Source organism: Paraburkholderia sp. Ac-20347, from assembly GCF_017104805.1.
Classification (GTDB): domain Bacteria; phylum Pseudomonadota; class Gammaproteobacteria; order Burkholderiales; family Burkholderiaceae; genus Paraburkholderia; species Paraburkholderia tropica.
The window spans coordinates 24,651-40,783 of sequence record NZ_JAAGPN010000014.1 but is presented as its reverse complement, the minus strand read 5'-3'; the positions used below and the strand labels follow the sequence as shown (position 1 = coordinate 40,783).

The following is a 16,133-nucleotide window of genomic DNA, read 5'->3' as shown; positions in this document are numbered from 1 at the left end:
TGAATCTCACGACGCCCCACGAAGCGCGGGGCGCATGAAATCACTTACTTTGCTGCGGCTGCGAGCGCGTCGTTGAACGTCTTGCTCGGACGCATGACTTCCGCGAGCTTCGCGAAGTCGGGCTTGTAGTAACCGCCGATGTCGACCGGCTTGCCCTGAACAGCGGCCAGTTCGGCAACGATCTTCTGCTCGTTTTCGGCCAGTGCCTTCGCGAGCGGCGCGAAGTGAGCGGCGAGTTCCGCGTCGTCCTTCTGCGCGGCCAGCTCTTGCGCCCAGAACAGCGACAGATAGAACTGGCTGCCGCGGTTGTCCAGCTCGCCGGTCTTCGGCGACGGGCCCTTGTTGTTGTCGAGCAGCTTGCCGGTGGCGGCGTCGAGCGTCTTCGCGAGCAGCTTGGCACGCGCGTTGTTCGTCTTGATGCCGAGGTCTTCCAGCGAGACGGCCAGCGCGAGGAATTCGCCGAGCGAGTCCCAGCGCAGGTGGTCTTCCTGAACCAGCTGCTGCACGTGCTTCGGCGCCGAACCGCCCGCGCCCGTTTCGTACATGCCGCCGCCGGCCATCAGCGGAACGATCGAGAGCATCTTCGCCGACGTGCCCAGTTCCATGATCGGGAACAGGTCGGTCAGGTAGTCGCGCAGGATGTTGCCGGTGACCGAGATCGTGTCCAGGCCGCGGATCACGCGTTCGAGCGTGTAACGCATCGCGCGGACTTGCGACATGATCTGGATGTCGAGGCCGGTCAGGTCGTAATCCTTCAGGTACGTTTCGACCTTCTTGATCACTTCGTTTTCGTGCGGACGATACGGGTCGAGCCAGAACACGGCCGGCGTGTTCGAGTTCTTCGCGCGCGTGACGGCGAGCTTGACCCAGTCGCGGATCGGCGCGTCCTTCACGAGGCACATGCGCCAGATGTCGCCTTGCTCGACCGGCTGCGTGAGCGCGTCGAGCACTTCGCCCGTGGCGTTGTCGACGATGCGCGCCGTGCCGTCCTGCGGGATTTCGAAGGTCTTGTCGTGCGAACCGTACTCTTCAGCCTTCTGCGCCATCAGGCCGACGTTCGGCACCGTACCCATGGTCTTCGGGTCGAATGCGCCGTTGGTCTTGCAGAAGTTGATGATTTCCTGGTAGATGCGCGCGAACGTGCTTTCCGGAATCAGGCACTTCGTGTCGGCCGGGCGGCCGTCGGCGCCCCACATCTTGCCGCCTGCGCGGATCATCGCGGGCATCGATGCGTCGACGATCACGTCGTTCGGTGCGTGCAGGTTCGAGATGCCCTTGGCCGAATCGACCATCGCCAGCGCCGGACGGTGCTCGTGGCACGCGTGCATGTCGCGGATGACTTCTTCGCGTTGGGATTCCGGCAGCGTTTCGATCTTCGTGTAGAGATCGACGAGACCGTTGTTGACGTTCACGCCCAGTTGTTCGAACAGCTTGGCGTGCTTCGCGAACGCGTCCTTGTAGAACGTGCGCACGGCGTGGCCGAACACGATCGGGTGCGAGACCTTCATCATGGTCGCCTTCACGTGCAGCGAGAGCATGATGCCCGTCTTGCGCGCGTCTTCCATCTGGTCTTCGTAGAAAGCCAGCAGGGCCTTCTTGCTCATGAACATGCTGTCGACGATCTCGCCGGCCTGCAGCGAAACCTTCGGCTTGAGGACGATGGTCTCGCCGCTCTTCGTCACGAGTTCCATGCGCACTTCGCGCGCCTTGTCGGTCGTGATCGACTTTTCGCCGTGGTAGAAGTCGCCATGCTTCATGTGCGCGACGTGCGTGCGCGAAGCCATGCTCCACTCGCCCATGCTGTGCGGGTGCTTCTTCGCGTAGTTCTTGACGGCCAGCGGCGCGCGGCGGTCCGAGTTGCCTTCACGCAGGACCGGGTTCACGGCCGAGCCGAGGCACTTCGAATAGCGCTTCTGGATCGCCTTTTCTTCGTCGGTCTTCGGATCTTCGGGGAAGTCGGGGATCTTGTAGCCCTTGCCCTGCAGTTCCTTGATCGCGGCGACGAGCTGCGGCACCGATGCGCTGATGTTCGGCAGCTTGATGATGTTGGTTTCCGGCAGTTGCGTCAGACGACCCAGTTCAGCCAGGTTGTCGGGGACGCGCTGGTCTTCCGCGAGGAATTCCGGAAACTCGCCGAGGATACGGCCCGCCACGGAAATATCGCTGGTCTCGACGTTCACGCCGGCCGGCGCAGCGAAGGTGCGGATGATCGGCAGAAACGCGCTGGTGGCAAGCAGCGGCGCTTCATCGGTCAGGGTATAGATGATGGTGGGTTGCTGGGTACTCATCGGCTTCTTGGCGGGTTCTCAAACAGGGTGGTGACACCACCGGCTGCGCGCAGTCGGCGAAACACCTGGATTTTGCCTGATTTTGGAGAGGCCCGGGGGCCAATCGAACAAGGATTTCATATCGTGAAATTGCGTTGCGTGGCGTCGTTTCGTCGCGAAGTCGTCGCGTTTGCCGCCTTCGGGCGGCGCTGGCGCTGAAAACGTTATCGCGCCAAATGGCCGTCACATAAGGGAAATCGGGCTGCCAGCGGCGCTCAGCAGGGCTTCCGGGCCCTTTTTCGTTTTGGCCCCTGATTCTCTGTCAAGCTGGTAAAGACCCTTGCGAAAAGCCGACCGAATCGGCCAGTCTTATAGAAGAATTTTTTTCCGGGCCAGATCATTTGAGGCGTCGTTTTCCTGGTCGTTTAGTGGGGTATTCGACGGGTATCGGTCGTGTTGCAATGCGGAAAAAGAGGCGCGCGAGACCGCGATAACGGTTGCCTTGCTAATCAATCCGTGATTTCATGGGCGCATGTTCGATCACTGCCTTTACTTCAATTCGGCGGCGCTCGCGCGTCTCGTGGAGCGCGAATGGGCCGCCGTCTACGCGCCGTTCGGCTTGACGCCCGCGCAGGGTTTCGTGCTGCGCGTGGTGCTCGCGAAGCCGGGTTGCCTCGCCAGCGACGTCGCGCAGACGCTCGGCATTGCGCGACCCACGGCGACGCGCCTCGTCGACAATCTCGGCGAGAAGCAGCTGGTGGAGCGGCGCCAGGGCGAGGCCGATGCGCGCGAGTGGGAGCTGTTTCCGACGGCGAAAGGCCTCGCGCTCGAAGCGCCGATCAATCTCGCGAGCGCGGAAATCGCGCGCACCTTGCAGGCGAAAGTGGGCGGCGAGCTATTCGAATCGACAGTGACGGGGATGCGGAAGATTCGCAAGGGACTGACGTGAGTGCGGTCTTTTTTGCGGCAAACGATTGTCTTGCTAATCATTTGGGGAAGGCGATGCGGGAATCGAAAGGGGATTGTGCGTGTGCGGAAACCTGGCCGAACGGGCGAGCGAAATCGCGCGAGAAGTGGAGCGAGAAGCGGCGTCAGGAGGTTCGCGAACTAACGCACGAAGAAGCACAGGACGAGGCGCTCGCCTGGTTCGCGGGCGGCGTGGTCATGGTGGCGGTGATCGGCGCGATCGTCGGGGTTATCGTGCTCGCGCCGCGTGTCGATGCAGCGGATCGTCGAGCGTGTCCGGCGACGTATGCGAACGAGTCGCCCGCAATGGATTTGCACGCGGATTTAGCGGCTTTTGCTCAACAACCCGCGTGGCAGGAAACGGGCGGGCAATCGCTGGCTGCGTGTGAGCGCTGAGCTGCGGATATCGCCGCAACGACTGCCGCAACGCCCTTAAAACGTCACCGTCCAGAACGCCCGCGACGACCGCTGCGAATCGAACTGCACCGCCGACGCCATCTGCATGGCCGGCGCTTCGGATTGCGAGACCAGATACGGCTCGCCGTGCAGACAACTGACCGCAGGCGCGGTCGCACTGACACCCTCGCTCGCACTAATCAGACAACTCTGCTGCACGACGAGGCTGACGACCATGGAGGAGGCCGGCACGGGTTCGGCGCCGCCCGGCTGGGCGAACAGCGCGAAGCCGAGCGCCAGGCCGATGGCCGGCGCGGACCGGAGGTAGGGAAGGCGGGACATGTTCAGAAGCAATCGGGTAAATCGGACGAATCGAACGACGCGCGCTCTGGCGTCTCGATACGCGGCGGCGCGAGATGTCGCGCGCCGCCGCGCGGCCGCCCCGCCGACATCGTCCACGTAAAAGAAAACGGCCAGTCCGCTCGCGCAGACTGGCCGCTTTGCATCGCTTCGCGTTCGCGCCGGCGCCGCATCACGCTTGCCGCGTAACCCGGCGTGAATCAGCGCAACGCAACGTGACGTGGCACGCGCACTTACATCTTCACCACGTCGAGCAGCGTCTTCTTGCCCGCCTTGTAGTTGTAGAGCGAGATCACGCCGTGCTTCAGGTCGCCCTTCGCATCGAACGCCGTCTCGCCAATCACGCCCTTGTAGTTCGTGCTCGGGATTTCCGCGAGGATCTTGGCGTGGTCCGTCGAGTTCGCGCGCTTCATCGCATCGACGACGATATACACCGCGTCATAGGTGAACGGCGCATCGTATTCGACCGGATGGCCGAAGCGCTTCTGATACTTCGCCGAGAACGCCGCGCCGCCGTCCATGCGCTCGAGCGCCATGCCGGCCTGCGAGCAGACGATGTTGTCCGCCGCCGCGCCTGCGAGCTGCGCGAGGCTTTCCGTGCAGACGCCGTCGCCCGCCAGCACCTTCGCGCGCAGGCCGAGCTGGCGCGCCTGCTTGGCGAACGGACCGCCGGTGGAATCCATGCCGCCGTACATGATCGCGTCCGGATTCTCGCCCTTGATCTTCGTGAGAATCGCGCGGAAATCGACGGCCTTGTCGTTGGTCGCATCGTGCGAAACGACCTTCATGCCGAGCGATTTCGCGGTCTTTTCGAACTCGTTCGCGAGGCCCTGGCCGTAGGCGGTCGAGTCGTCGACCACGGCGACGCTCTTCACGTTCAGGCTCTTGAGCGCGTAGTCGGCGAGCGCCGGACCTTGCTGCGCGTCGGTGGCGACCACGCGGTACGTGGTCTTGAAGCCCTGCTGCGTGTAGGACGGATTCGTCGACGACGGCGAGATCTGCACGATACCGGCGTCGCTATAGATCTTCGAGGCGGGAATCGACGCGCCCGAATTCAGATGGCCGATCACGGCGACGACCTTGTCGTCGACGAGCTTCTGCGCGACCTGAGTGGCCTGGCGCGGGTCGGCGGCATCGTCCTGACCGTCGAGCGCGAGCGTGATCTTCTGGCCGCCGATCGTCAGCCCCTTGGCGTTGATCTCTTCGATCGCGAGACGCGCGCCGTTTTCGTTGTCCTTGCCGAGGTGCGCCGAACCGCCCGTGAGCGGACCGACGTGGCCGATCTTGACGACCTGATCCGCGGATGCATTCGCGCACATCGCGCCGAACGCGAGCACGGCGGCGCTGACCGGCAACAGCTTGTGAAGCTTGAACGTCATTGAAAATCTCCTGCGATTTGTTCTGGAAACTGCCTTTCGTATGCAACCCTGGCTTCGTCGGCACCGCCTGCCCGTGGTGCGCGCGCATTCCTCTTCAACGCGCGGCCGGCGCTCGCGGCCATCGCCCGGAACACGGGAAATCGCGGCGAGGCCCCACCGATGCGGCAAAGCACAAAGGTCGGATGAATGGTATCAGGCGCCCCCGCTTTGCGGTTGGCCTTTGGAAAGCCGTCGTAAGAGGCGGGTAAGCCGCTTGACAGCGATGCTAGGGGGGGATGTCCGGGCCGGACGGCCCGAGGCGGTGGGATGCGCTCAGTTAGTGCTCAGATGGCGCTTATCCAGCGCTCAAGTGACGCATGCACCCGCGCGCTCAGGTCGCGCGCTTGAGGCCGTCGTCGTCGCTGGCCGTGGGCAGATGCGAGACATCGCCCCAGTCGACGACGTTCGCCTGCGTCACACTGCCGTCGCGCGTGAAATCGACGACATTGACGCTCGTATTCAGCAACGGCCACGCGCGCGGCGCGGCCAGCTCGATGCCGTTGGCGAAACGGTAGATGCAATCGAGCACGCCGCCATGCGCGACGACCGCGATGCGACCTTTGGGATGCTGCGCGAGGATCGGTTCCAGCGCGTGCAGAACGCGGTGATAAAACGTGCGCTGCGACTCGCCCTCGGGCGGCTCGAAACCGGGATCGCGCGTTTGCCAGTGCGCGTATTCATCGGGAAAACGCTCGGCGATCTCGTTGCTGTCGTGGCCCTGGAACGCGCCGTAGTTGCGCTCGCGCACGCCTTCGGTCAGTTGCAGCGGCAGACCGAGCGCGTCGGCAATCGGCTGCGCCGTTTGTTGCGCGCGCATCAGGTCGCTGGACCACACCGCATCGAGTCGCGTTCCCGCTTGCGCGGCCTGCGCGATCTTCGCGGCGAGCCGCTGCGCCTGCTCGACGCCGCTCTCGGCGAGCGGAATGTCGATATGGCCCTGGATGCGCTTGATGCGGTTCCAGGCGGTTTCACCGTGACGGATGAAAAGAATCTGCGTGGTCATGAGTCGGCGATGAAAAAGCGGAACGGAAACCGCGGTTAGTTGCGTGCGCCAGCGGATGCGTCGTTACGCACCTGGAGCCAGAACGTCACGGGACCGTCGTTGACGAGCGACACCTGCATGTCGGCGCCGAATTCGCCGGTCTCCACGACGGGATGCTTCGCGCGCGCCGCTGCGACGAAATAGTCGAACAGGCGGCGGCCCTCGTCGGGCGGCGCGGCCGGCGTGAAGCTCGGGCGCAGGCCGCTGTTCGTGTCGGCGGCGAGCGTGAACTGCGACACCAGCAGCAGTCCGCCCGCCGTACCGTTGCCGTCGATGTTCTGCACCGGCAGATTCATCTTGCCCGCGGCGTCGCTGAACACGCGGTAGCCCAGCAGCTTCGCGAGCAGTTTGTCGGCGTTCGCCTCGGTGTCGCCGCGCTCGGCACAGACGAGCGCGAGCAGCCCCTGGCCGATCGCACCGGTCACACGTCCTTCGACGTCCACCTGCGCGCGGCGCACGCGTTGAATCAGCGCGATCACGCGGTCAGCGTCACGCGCGCGAAGCGGCGCTTGCCGACCTGCACGACGAACTCGCCCGCTTCGATCTTCAGGCCCTTGTCGGACACGGTGGCGCCGTCGATTTTCACGCCGCCCTGCTCGATGTTGCGCAGCGCTTCGCTGGTCGACGGCACGAGGCCCGCCTGCTTGAGCAACTGGCCGATCGCCAGCGGTGCGCCCGCGAGCGTGACCGACGGAATATCGTCCGGCACACCGCCCTTCGCGCGGTGGTTGAAGTCTTCGAGCGCGCGCTCGGCGTCGCCTTGCGAGTGGAAGCGCGAGACGATTTCCTGCGCGAGCAGCACCTTGAAATCGCGCGGATTGCGGCCCGCTTCGATTTCACGCTTGTAGCCTTCGATCTCGTCCATCGGACGGAACGAGAGCAGCGTGAAATAACGCCACATCAGCGTGTCGGAAATCGACATCAGCTTGCCGAACATGTCGTTCGGCTTTTCGCTGATACCGACGTAGTTGTGCTTCGACTTCGACATCTTTTCGACGCCGTCGAGACCTTCGAGCAGCGGCATCGTCAAGATGCACTGCTGTTCCTGGCCGTACTGCTTTTGCAGTTCGCGGCCGACCAGCAGGTTGAACTTCTGATCCGTGCCGCCGAGTTCGAGGTCGGCGTTGAGCGCGACCGAGTCGTAACCCTGCATCAGCGGGTAGAGGAATTCGTGGATCGAGATCGGCACGCCGCCCTGGAAGCGCTTGGTGAAGTCCTCGCGCTCCAGAATGCGCGCGACCGTGTAGCGCGACGCGAGCTTGATCATGCCGTCGGCGCCGAGCGGCATCGACCATTCGCTGTTGTAGCGGATCTCGGTCTTTTCGCGGTCGAGCACGAGCGCGGCCTGCTCGAAATACGTCTTGGCGTTCGACTCGATCTGCTCGCGCGTGAGCGGCGGACGCGTGGCGTTGCGGCCCGACGGGTCACCAATCAGCGAGGTGAAGTCGCCGATCAGGAAGATCACGGTATGGCCGAGATCCTGCAACTGGCGCATCTTGTTGAGCACGACCGTGTGGCCGATGTGGATGTCGGGCGCGGTCGGATCGAGGCCGAGCTTGATGCGCAGCGGCTTGCCGGTGGCTGCGCTTTTCGCGAGCTTCTGCTCGAATTCTTCTTCGATCAGCAGTTCGTCGACACCGCGCTTCGTGACGGCGAGCGCGTGACGAACTTCGTCGGTGACCGGAAAGGCGGGTTTGGCGCCGCTGTTGGCGCCATTGGAAGATGCGGAATCGGTGCTCATGCTTCGATCGATTGGAGTGCGTTAGGTCTGGGACTAACCCAGGATTTTACGTGATTCGACTGACAGGGCCGAGGATTGCGGCGGCATGCGCCGTTTTTCGCGGCGAATCGCGCTCGCGGACGCGTCCGGGAACCAGCACACAGGGTCGCACAATCCGCCGATCCGCTCCATTCGTCCGAACGGCTTACGCCGAATGGCTATTGCCCCGATAATCACCGTCAGATTCCCTTCTTAGCCTTTCCGAGAGGAGCAGAACGTGGCGCCACGCGAAGCACGAAAAGACAGCGCACATCCCGCCGACGGCGTGTATTTCGGCCTGATGTCGGGCACCAGCATGGACGGCGTGGACGGCATCGCCGTGCGCTTCGAGCAGGGCCAGCGGCCGGTCGTGCTGGCCGAGGCGTTCGTCGGCTTCGCGCAGGGGCTGCGCGAGGCGCTCTTTTCGCTGCAGCAGCCGGGCGAAAACGAGATCGAACGCGCCGCGCTCGCGGGCAACGCGCTCGCGGCCCGTTACGCGGTCTGCTGCCACGAACTGCTGCGCGCGGGCAACCTGAACGCGGCCGAGGTGCGCGCGATCGGCGCACACGGCCAGACCATCCGGCATCGGCCCGAAAAGGGCTTCACGGTGCAGATCCAGAATCCGGCGCTGCTCGCCGAACTCGCGCATATCGACGTGATCGCGGACTTCCGCAGCCGCGACGTCGCCTCGGGCGGCCAGGGCGCGCCGCTCGTGCCCGCGTTCCACGCAACGCTGTTCGGCTCGCAGGAGGACACGCGCGTCGTCTGCAATCTGGGCGGCATCAGCAACATCACGATTCTGGACGCCACGGGCTCGGTGCGCGGCTTCGACTGCGGCCCGGCCAATGCGCTGCTCGACCTCTGGTCGGAGCGGCACCTGGGCAAGCCTTACGACGAAAACGGTCAGTTCGCCGCCAGCGGCACCTTGCAGCAGCCGCTGCTGAACGCCCTGCTCGACGAGGCGTTTTTCGAGCAGCAGCCGCCCAAGAGCACGGGCCGCGATCTGTTCAATGCGCAGTGGCTCGACGCCAAGCTGAAGGATTTCGACACGCTCGCGCCCGCCGACGTGCAGGCGACGCTCGTCGCACTGACGGCCGTGAGCGTCGCGCGCGAGATCGAGCGCCATGCGGGCGATTGCCGCGCGGTGTACGTGTGCGGCGGCGGCGCGCGCAATCCGGTGCTGATGGACGCGCTGCAGAAGGCGCTGGAGACGGGCGGTGTGGCCGGCGTGCCGGTCATGACGACCGAAGCGCTCGGCGTGCCGCCACAGCAGGTGGAGCCGCTTGCGTTCGCGTGGCTGGCGATGCGCTGCGTGGCGCGTGAGCCGGGCAATCTGCCGGCGGTCACGGGCGCGGCGGGCGAGCGCGTGCTCGGGGCGATTTATCCGCGTTGAAGATTGCGGCGCGAGATCGGCGATGTAAACGAGAAAACGGGGCATGAAGCCCCGTTTTTTACGACTGCTGCGTTTCGTTCAGACCGAGAACGACGAGCCGCAACCACAGGTGGTCGAGGCGTTCGGGTTCTTGATGACGAATTGCGCGCCGTTCAGATCGTCCTTGTAGTCGATCTCGGCGCCGACGAGGTACTGATAGCTCATCGAGTCGATCAGCAACTGGACGCCGTTCTTGTTCATCACGGTGTCGTCTTCGTTGACGGTCTCGTCGAACGTGAATCCGTACTGGAAGCCCGAGCAGCCGCCGCCTTGCACAAACACGCGCAGCTTCAGCTCCGGGTTGCCTTCCTCGTCGATCAGTTGCTTGACCTTGTCAGCCGCTGCGTCGGTAAAAACGAAGGGACCGGGCATTTCAGTCACGGGGGTCTCGGTGACAGCGTTCATTCGAACTCTCCAAAAAAGCTTCTAGCCGCTATTGTAGGGCTGTTCCTGAGATCGTGCTTAAGCCCAGGAAATCAAGGGTTTCTCGCCACATTCTTGACTCATATCTCGAATAGGGGCGTGTCCCGTAAACGAAAAAACCGCCAGGCGCATTCCTGCGCGAGGCGGTTTTTGCAGTAACGTGCGCTTCCGCGAGGAGCGCACGCCAAAGCGCGATTAACGCTTCGAGAACTGCTTGCGGCGACGTGCCTTGTGGAAACCGACCTTCTTACGTTCCACTTCACGTGCGTCACGCGTCACGAAGCCAGCTTGCGACAGTGCCGGCTTGAGCGTTGCGTCGTAGTCCATCAGCGCGCGCGTGATGCCGTGGCGAACTGCGCCGGCCTGGCCGGTTTCGCCGCCGCCGTTCACGTTCACCTTGATGTCGAACGTCGCGCCGTGGTTCGTGAGTTCCAGCGGTTGACGCACGATCATCAGCGACGTTTCGCGCGAGAAGTAGTCGGCGATGGGCTTACCGTTGACGATGATGTCGCCCTTGCCCGACTTGATGAAGACACGAGCGACTGCGCTCTTGCGGCGGCCCGTACCGTAATTCCAGTTACCGATCATGTGGGCTCCCCTTAGATCTCGAGCGCCTTCGGCTGTTGTGCCGAGTGCGGATGCGTTGCGTCTGCGTAGACCTTGAGCTTCTTGATCATCGCGTAGCCCAGGGGGCCCTTCGGCAGCATGCCCTTAACTGCCTTCTCGAGCGCGCGGCCCGGGAAGCGTTCTTGCATCTTGCCGAACGTCGTTTCGTAGATACCGCCCGGGTAACCCGAGTGACGGTAGTACTTCTTGTCCGTGGTCTTGTTGCCCGTGACCTTCAGCTTGCCGGCGTTGATGATGACGATGAAATCGCCAGTGTCGACGTGCGGGGTGAACTCAGGCTTGTGTTTGCCGCGAAGACGGCGCGCCACTTCGCTGGCGACACGGCCGAGAACCTTATCCGTCGCGTCAATCACGTACCATTCGCGCTGCACTTCATGTGCCTTGGCGGAAAAAGTCTTCATGATCGATCCAAAAAATAACTTGTGCCCTGATTCGGTCCTGCTTGTGTAGTGGCACTCGTTGGCGCCGGCGCAGGCTCTCCCTGGTCGGGCTTCCCGTTGGTTTCCATCGTTTCCATCGGGTTACCCGTTTCTCCCGCGGGCATGAATGCGGGAAACCTTGGATTATAAAGGGAAATTTGAGCAGCGGTCAAAATTTGTGCGGACTTTCTGCTGGCGAGGCGCCAGGCGCACCGGTTCGGGCACAAAAAACGCGGACGAAAAAAAGCCCAAGCGTGTTGGCTCGGGCTTAATCCACCTTTTGGAGGAGGGTGGAGGAGACATGCTGAGGTGTCGTGAAGCACGACAACCAATGAGACGAATTATACGGATCGGCCTTGTGCGACGCAAGGAAATTTATATCGTGAAAGACGAAACCATAATGTGAAATTCTGATTTAGCGGCGCACCGGCGATTTTTCCCATAACAATCAATGCATTGAGCGATTGCTTCGGCACGGCTGGGCAGCACAACTAGAGCTATCTCCCTAATTGCGTCAGGGAAATCCCCCTTGTTCGTGGGATGTGGCGTCGCAACATACAAGCGACGGGCATAAGCCGCACGCGCCATGTCCCCCCCGGACATACCTGTAAGACGCGGGCTACAATGCCGGCTGAATCGAGAATATTGAGCTGAGGCAAGCGCATGGAATGCAAAGTTAGCTGGATGGGTCAGGACGGCATGGCCTTCGCCGCCGAAACGGGCAGCGGTCACCTCGTCAACATGGATGGCGCACCGGAAGGCGGCGGCCACAACCTCGCGCCGCGTCCGATGGAAATGGTGCTGCTCGGCACGGGCGGCTGCACGGCCTACGACGTGGTGCTGATCCTGAAGAAGAGCCGTCAGGAAGTGAGCGGCTGCAGCGTGACGCTCAAGGCCGACCGCGCGAGCGAAGATCCCAAGGTGTTCACGAAGATCCACTTCCACTTCACCGTGACGGGCAAGAACCTGAACCCGGCGACCGTGGAACGCGCGATCAACCTGTCGCACGACAAGTACTGCTCGGCGTCGATCATGATCGGCAAGACCGCCGAGATCACGCACTCGTTCGAGATCGTCGCAGCGTAAGACACGCGCACACCGGCGATTCCGGCGGCGGCAAATGAAAAAAGCCGGTGCGGTTCTCAATGAACCGCGCCGGCTTTTTGTCGATATGAGGCGGCAAAGCAGGCCGATAAGCCGGATTCTGTGCACACGGCGCGTCCGAAGACGCGCCGCGCGTGGCAGCCATTCCTCTAGGCGCGCCATTGCTGACGCGCTCAAGCTTCCTACCCGCAGACGAAATGGGGGCCCCATCCTGCATCCCGAAGATGCGCGCCTGCCTACTTGGAATTGCTCCGGGTGGAGGTTACCGTGCCGTCTACGTCACCGCAGACGCGGTGCGCTCTTACCGCACCGTTTCACCCTTACCTGATCCCGACCGAAATCGGGCCATCGGCGGTCTGTTCTCTGTTGCCCTGTTCCGCGTGTCGCCACGGATGGCCGTTAGCCATCACCCTGCCCTGTGGAGTCCGGACTTTCCTCGCCCCCTTGGCCGAAACCTCGGGGCCGCGACTGCCTAGCCTGCTTTGCGAGGCGCGATCTTAGCACGGTCACGCGGACTGTGCCTGCCACCTCCGGACTACGCGGGGACTACGCAGCGACCAGGCAGGAGCGATTCAGCGCGCGCGCCGGCCCGGACGGAACACTGTGGCGTCGTCGTAGAACGTGCTGTTTTCGTTGGGCGTCCACCAGCCGGGAATGCCGAGCACCGGCAGCGGCGCGAAGCTGCGTCCGCTCAACTGCTCGCTCGCGGCGAGTTCGGCGCTGACCGTGGCGTCGAGATACGCGTTGCGTTCGGCGCGCGGCCACATGAAATAGGCCTGCGGCACCTCGACGATCCACGCGTGCGCCGTGCACGCGGCATACGGCGCGATGAGCTTTTCGAGCAGCGCGTGGCCGAACACGCGCACTTCGCAGCGCGCCGCGCCATCCAGCGTTTCGTCGATCGCCGATTCCCAGTGCGCGCGCGCCGTCACGAACAGCGTGCGCCAGTCGAAGCCGCGCAGCGCCTGCGTGAGCGCCGGATCGGCGCACGCGAACAGCACGGCGTTTTCGTCGAATAAAGTGAGTGCGTCGCGCACGTCGCCGCGCCTCGGACCCACGCCCAGCACGTCGATCGCCGCCGCCTGGCGCGCGTTGAGCGCCGCCTTGATGCGCGGAAACGCGAACCAGTGCAGCGCGTTGAAGAAGTCGTGGAGGTTGTGGCGCGTGGGCACGCCGCCCGTCGCGGCGATGTGCCCTTCGTAGGACGCGCCCTCGGGCAGATCGTCCTGAGCGATGAAGCCAAGCGCCTCGCCGCGCCCGGTGCGATGACCGGCCGCGCGCGCATCGGCGTTCAGTTCATCCAGATAGCGCGCATAGCTCGCGAGCGCCGCTTGCTGCCAGCGCCGCCCGCGCGCATCGTGCTGGGCGAACCACGGCCGCGCCCAGTCGATGTCGGCGAAACTGCCTTCGGGCAGACTGCGGCGCTTGAGCGAAGCCGCAAACGCCGCGGGCTCGGCGCGCGCCGCACTCGATGCGTGCGCATCGAGCGTGGGCGGCACCGCGCCGGACACTGCACCCGGCGTCATGCCGGACGTCTCGCCGGACATCAAACTCAAACCAGCTTCCAGCCGATCGTCTCGCCGCCACGCAGCGGCACGACGGGCACGTCGCCGGCCAGCACTTCGGCGGGCAGCGTCCACTCTTCGCGGCGCAGCGTGACCTTTTCGGCGCTGCGCGGCAGGCCGTAGAAGTCCGCACCGAAGAAGCTCGCGAAGCCTTCGAGCTTGTCGAGCGCGCCCGCGTTCTCGAACGCTTCGGCGTAAAGCTCGAGCGCGTGCAGCGCCGTGTAGCAACCCGCGCAGCCGCAGGCGTGTTCCTTCAGGCCCTTCGCGTGCGGCGCGCTGTCGGTGCCAAGGAAGAAGCGCGCGTCGCCCGACGTGGCCGCCTCGACCAGCGCCACGCGATGCGTCTCGCGCTTGAGCACCGGCAAACAGTAATAGTGCGGACGGATGCCGCCCAGGAAAATCGCGTTGCGGTTGTAGAGCAGATGGTGCGCCGTGATCGTCGCGCCGAGCAGACCGGGCGCGGCGTTATCGGCACGGATGTAGTCGACGGCGTCCTTCGTCGTGATGTGCTCGAACACCACCTTCAGGCCCGGGAAATCGCGGCGCAGCGGCGTCATCACGCGGTCGATGAAGACCTTCTCGCGATCGAACAGGTCGATGTCGGCGCTCGTCACCTCACCGTGCACGAGCAGCGGCATGCCCACTTCCTGCATCGCTTCGAGCGTCTTCGCGCACTTGCGGATGTCGGTCACGCCCGCGTCCGAATTCGTGGTCGCGCCCGCCGGATACAGCTTCACGCCATGCACGAAACCGCTCGCCTTCGCGCGGCGGATTTCCTCGGGCGGCGTGTTGTCGGTCAGGTACAGCGTCATCAGCGGCTCGAACTTCAGGCCCGCGGGCAGCGCCGCGAGAATGCGGTCGCGATACGCGGAGGCCAGCTCGGTCGTCGTGACCGGCGGCTTGAGGTTCGGCATGATGATCGCGCGGCCGAACTGGCGCGCCGTGTGCGGCAGGACCGCCGCGAGCATCGCGCCGTCGCGCACGTGAAGGTGCCAGTCGTCGGGGCGGGAAAGCGTGAGGGTCGTGGGGGAAGATGCGTTCATGGCGTGATGTGAGGCGCGGCTAGGGATCGATCGGAGCGCCGGCGGCGGCGTTCCGTCCATTCCAGGCATATCGCGGGCGGCGCGCGTCGCGTCTGATCACCTACCAGCACGTCCGACGGGAGGCGTCGCGTGCGCACGACAACGTGCGACCTGACGCGCCTCGCCGATGCCCGCGCGGCGGCCTTGTGAGCCGGCGCGGAAAGCATCCGACAAATTTCGTATTGGCGCGCGGCGGGCCGGTGATATGCTTGGAAAATCATCATTGTACCGGGTCACGCGCCCAGCTTCGCCCGCAGCACGACACCAGCACCATGTGCCAACTTCTCGGAATGAACTGCGCCGCGCCGACGGACGTCACGTTCTCCTTCACAGGATTCGCGGCGCGCGGCGGCGCCACTGACCACCACGCCGACGGCTGGGGGATCGCGTTCTTCGAGGACAAGGCCTGCCGCCTCTTCATCGACAATCAGGCGTCGGCGCGCTCGCCCATCGCCGAGATGGTGAAGAACTACCCCATCAAGTCGCGCAACACCATCGCACATATCCGCAAGGCCACCCAGGGCAGTTGCGCGCTGGAGAACAGCCATCCGTTCCAGCGCGAACTGTGGGGCCGCCACTGGATCTTCGCGCACAACGGCGACCTGCAGGACTTCAATCCGGTGATGTCGGGCATCTACCAGCCGGTCGGCACCACCGACAGCGAACGCGCGTTCTGCCTGTTGCTGCAAGGTCTGCGCAAGGCGTTTCCGACTTCGCAGCCGCCGCTCGAAGAACTGTTCGCCACGCTCGAAACGCTCACGCGCGAGATCACGCAGTTCGGCGTCTTCAATTTCCTGATGTCGAACGGTCAGGCGCTGTTCGCGCATTGCTCCACGCATCTCCACTATCTGGTGCGGCGCTGGCCGTTCTCCACGGCGCATCTCGTCGATGCCGACGTGTCGATCGACTTCGCGAAGTACACGACGCCCGAGGACCGCGTGGCCGTGATCGCCACCGCGCCGCTCACCGACAACGAAGTCTGGACGCGTTTCGCGCCCGGCGACCTGCTGATGTTCCAGCACGGCGAAGTCGTTGCGCAGACCAGCGTGCCGGTGCCCCAGAAGGTGCTCGACAAGCTCAAGAATCCGTCGCTCGATGCGTCGGCGAGCGCGTCGCGCGTGTCGCCGTGCGCGCAGCAGCCCGGCGCCGTCGATCCGGAAGCCGTGGCGGCGTTGCAGAGCTGGGGCGAATAAGGCCTTTTTGTCCACGCGACTTCACGCTACGCCACATCACGCACGTAAAAAAGCCGCGCCAGCCCGAAGGGCCGCGCGGC

At 64.1% G+C, this 16,133-nt stretch carries 16 protein-coding genes and 1 other RNA gene; 5 read left to right on the top strand and 12 right to left on the bottom strand.

Annotated features, from left to right (window positions below; all coding sequences use genetic code 11):
- Nucleotides 1-44: 44 nt before the first annotated feature.
- Nucleotides 45-2,288, bottom strand: coding sequence for an NADP-dependent isocitrate dehydrogenase (locus G3N97_RS04745; protein WP_205992171.1), 2,244 nt, complete (start codon nt 2,286-2,288; stop codon nt 45-47).
- 511 nt (nt 2,289-2,799) lie between these two features.
- On the opposite strand from G3N97_RS04745, the gene G3N97_RS04740 reads away from it, so the two are divergent.
- Nucleotides 2,800-3,216, top strand: coding sequence for a MarR family winged helix-turn-helix transcriptional regulator (locus G3N97_RS04740; protein WP_205992170.1), 417 nt, complete (start codon nt 2,800-2,802; stop codon nt 3,214-3,216).
- A complete protein-coding gene (locus G3N97_RS04735; protein ID WP_205992169.1) occupies nt 3,213-3,629 on the top strand; it encodes a hypothetical protein in 417 nt (138 codons plus the stop codon). The genes G3N97_RS04740 and G3N97_RS04735 overlap by 4 nt, the downstream gene beginning before the upstream one ends.
- A 36-nt stretch (nt 3,630-3,665) precedes the next feature.
- Here the strand turns inward: G3N97_RS04735 and G3N97_RS04730 are convergent, their stop codons facing one another.
- The 5 genes from G3N97_RS04730 to tyrS form a co-directional block, all read right to left on the bottom strand.
- Nucleotides 3,666-3,971 carry a hypothetical protein gene (locus tag G3N97_RS04730; RefSeq protein WP_205992168.1) on the bottom strand — a complete coding sequence of 102 codons (306 nt, stop codon included), beginning with the start codon at nt 3,969-3,971 and terminating at the stop codon, nt 3,666-3,668.
- A 251-nt stretch (nt 3,972-4,222) separates the two neighbouring features.
- Nucleotides 4,223-5,368 carry a branched-chain amino acid ABC transporter substrate-binding protein gene (locus G3N97_RS04725; protein WP_205992167.1) on the bottom strand — a complete coding sequence of 382 codons (1,146 nt, stop codon included), beginning with the start codon at nt 5,366-5,368 and terminating at the stop codon, nt 4,223-4,225.
- A gap of 370 nt (nt 5,369-5,738) precedes the next feature.
- Nucleotides 5,739-6,410, bottom strand: coding sequence for a histidine phosphatase family protein (locus G3N97_RS04720; protein ID WP_205992166.1), 672 nt, complete (start codon nt 6,408-6,410; stop codon nt 5,739-5,741).
- Between the two features lie 35 nt (nt 6,411-6,445).
- Nucleotides 6,446-6,928, bottom strand: coding sequence for a D-aminoacyl-tRNA deacylase (gene dtd / locus G3N97_RS04715; RefSeq protein ID WP_205992165.1), 483 nt, complete (start codon nt 6,926-6,928; stop codon nt 6,446-6,448).
- The gene (gene tyrS, locus G3N97_RS04710; protein WP_205992164.1) at nt 6,925-8,190 is read right to left on the bottom strand and encodes a tyrosine--tRNA ligase; all 1,266 of its coding nucleotides are present in this window, start codon (nt 8,188-8,190) and stop codon (nt 6,925-6,927) included. Before tyrS ends, dtd begins: the two co-directional genes overlap by 4 nt.
- Before the next feature lie 256 nt (nt 8,191-8,446).
- On the opposite strand from tyrS, the gene G3N97_RS04705 reads away from it, so the two are divergent.
- A complete protein-coding gene (locus G3N97_RS04705; RefSeq protein ID WP_205992163.1) occupies nt 8,447-9,601 on the top strand; it encodes an anhydro-N-acetylmuramic acid kinase in 1,155 nt (384 codons plus the stop codon).
- Between the two features lie 78 nt (nt 9,602-9,679).
- Here the strand turns inward: G3N97_RS04705 and erpA are convergent, their stop codons facing one another.
- The 3 genes from erpA to rplM all read right to left on the bottom strand — a co-directional run bounded on the left by erpA (nt 9,680) and on the right by rplM (nt 11,091).
- The gene (erpA, locus tag G3N97_RS04700; protein WP_065065128.1) at nt 9,680-10,045 is read right to left on the bottom strand and encodes an iron-sulfur cluster insertion protein ErpA; all 366 of its coding nucleotides are present in this window, start codon (nt 10,043-10,045) and stop codon (nt 9,680-9,682) included.
- A 213-nt stretch (nt 10,046-10,258) separates the two neighbouring features.
- Complete coding sequence (gene rpsI / locus G3N97_RS04695) at nt 10,259-10,651, bottom strand: 30S ribosomal protein S9 (RefSeq protein ID WP_065065129.1); 393 nt, start codon at nt 10,649-10,651, stop codon at nt 10,259-10,261.
- 11 nt (nt 10,652-10,662) lie between these two features.
- The gene (rplM, locus tag G3N97_RS04690; protein ID WP_065065130.1) at nt 10,663-11,091 is read right to left on the bottom strand and encodes a 50S ribosomal protein L13; all 429 of its coding nucleotides are present in this window, start codon (nt 11,089-11,091) and stop codon (nt 10,663-10,665) included.
- Between the two features lie 681 nt (nt 11,092-11,772).
- Here rplM and G3N97_RS04685 point away from each other — a divergent pair.
- Entirely contained in the window at nt 11,773-12,195 is a 423-nt protein-coding gene (locus G3N97_RS04685; protein ID WP_065065131.1) for an OsmC family protein, read from the top strand.
- A gap of 91 nt (nt 12,196-12,286) precedes the next feature.
- On the opposite strand, the gene rnpB is transcribed toward G3N97_RS04685, so the two are convergent.
- The 3 genes from rnpB to pyrC all read right to left on the bottom strand — a co-directional run bounded on the left by rnpB (nt 12,287) and on the right by pyrC (nt 14,821).
- An RNA gene (gene rnpB / locus G3N97_RS04680) (RNase P RNA component class A) lies at nt 12,287-12,697 on the bottom strand.
- Between the two features lie 88 nt (nt 12,698-12,785).
- Nucleotides 12,786-13,760: a DUF3025 domain-containing protein gene (locus G3N97_RS04675; protein WP_241030389.1), complete on the bottom strand. Its 975-nt coding sequence runs from the start codon at nt 13,758-13,760 to the stop codon at nt 12,786-12,788.
- Nucleotides 13,761-13,765: 5 nt separating this feature from the next.
- On the bottom strand, nt 13,766-14,821 hold the full coding sequence (pyrC, locus tag G3N97_RS04670) for a dihydroorotase (RefSeq protein WP_205992162.1): 1,056 nt from the start codon (nt 14,819-14,821) through the stop codon (nt 13,766-13,768).
- 311 nt (nt 14,822-15,132) lie between these two features.
- On the opposite strand from pyrC, the gene G3N97_RS04665 reads away from it, so the two are divergent.
- Complete coding sequence (locus G3N97_RS04665; RefSeq protein WP_205992161.1) at nt 15,133-16,053, top strand: class II glutamine amidotransferase; 921 nt, start codon at nt 15,133-15,135, stop codon at nt 16,051-16,053.
- Nucleotides 16,054-16,133: the final 80 nt, after the last annotated feature.

Bases quoted from the DNA above. Each gene is read 5' to 3' on its own strand.
- G3N97_RS04685 (WP_065065131.1), top strand. From the start codon at position 11,773: ATGGAATGCAAAGTTAGCTGGATGGGTCAGGACGGCATGGCCTTCGCC.
- rpsI (WP_065065129.1), bottom strand. From the start codon at position 10,651: ATGATCGGTAACTGGAATTACGGTACGGGCCGCCGCAAGAGCGCAGTC.
- G3N97_RS04740 (WP_205992170.1), top strand. From the start codon at position 2,800: ATGTTCGATCACTGCCTTTACTTCAATTCGGCGGCGCTCGCGCGTCTC.
- rplM (WP_065065130.1), bottom strand. From the start codon at position 11,091: ATGAAGACTTTTTCCGCCAAGGCACATGAAGTGCAGCGCGAATGGTAC.
- tyrS (WP_205992164.1), bottom strand. From the start codon at position 8,190: ATGAGCACCGATTCCGCATCTTCCAATGGCGCCAACAGCGGCGCCAAA.
- G3N97_RS04720 (WP_205992166.1), bottom strand. From the start codon at position 6,410: ATGACCACGCAGATTCTTTTCATCCGTCACGGTGAAACCGCCTGGAAC.
- G3N97_RS04675 (WP_241030389.1), bottom strand. From the start codon at position 13,760: ATGTCCGGCGAGACGTCCGGCATGACGCCGGGTGCAGTGTCCGGCGCG.
- G3N97_RS04665 (WP_205992161.1), top strand. From the start codon at position 15,133: ATGTGCCAACTTCTCGGAATGAACTGCGCCGCGCCGACGGACGTCACG.
- G3N97_RS04725 (WP_205992167.1), bottom strand. From the start codon at position 5,368: ATGACGTTCAAGCTTCACAAGCTGTTGCCGGTCAGCGCCGCCGTGCTC.
- erpA (WP_065065128.1), bottom strand. From the start codon at position 10,045: ATGAACGCTGTCACCGAGACCCCCGTGACTGAAATGCCCGGTCCCTTC.
- pyrC (WP_205992162.1), bottom strand. From the start codon at position 14,821: ATGAACGCATCTTCCCCCACGACCCTCACGCTTTCCCGCCCCGACGAC.
- G3N97_RS04745 (WP_205992171.1), bottom strand. From the start codon at position 2,288: ATGAGTACCCAGCAACCCACCATCATCTATACCCTGACCGATGAAGCG.
- G3N97_RS04730 (WP_205992168.1), bottom strand. From the start codon at position 3,971: ATGTCCCGCCTTCCCTACCTCCGGTCCGCGCCGGCCATCGGCCTGGCG.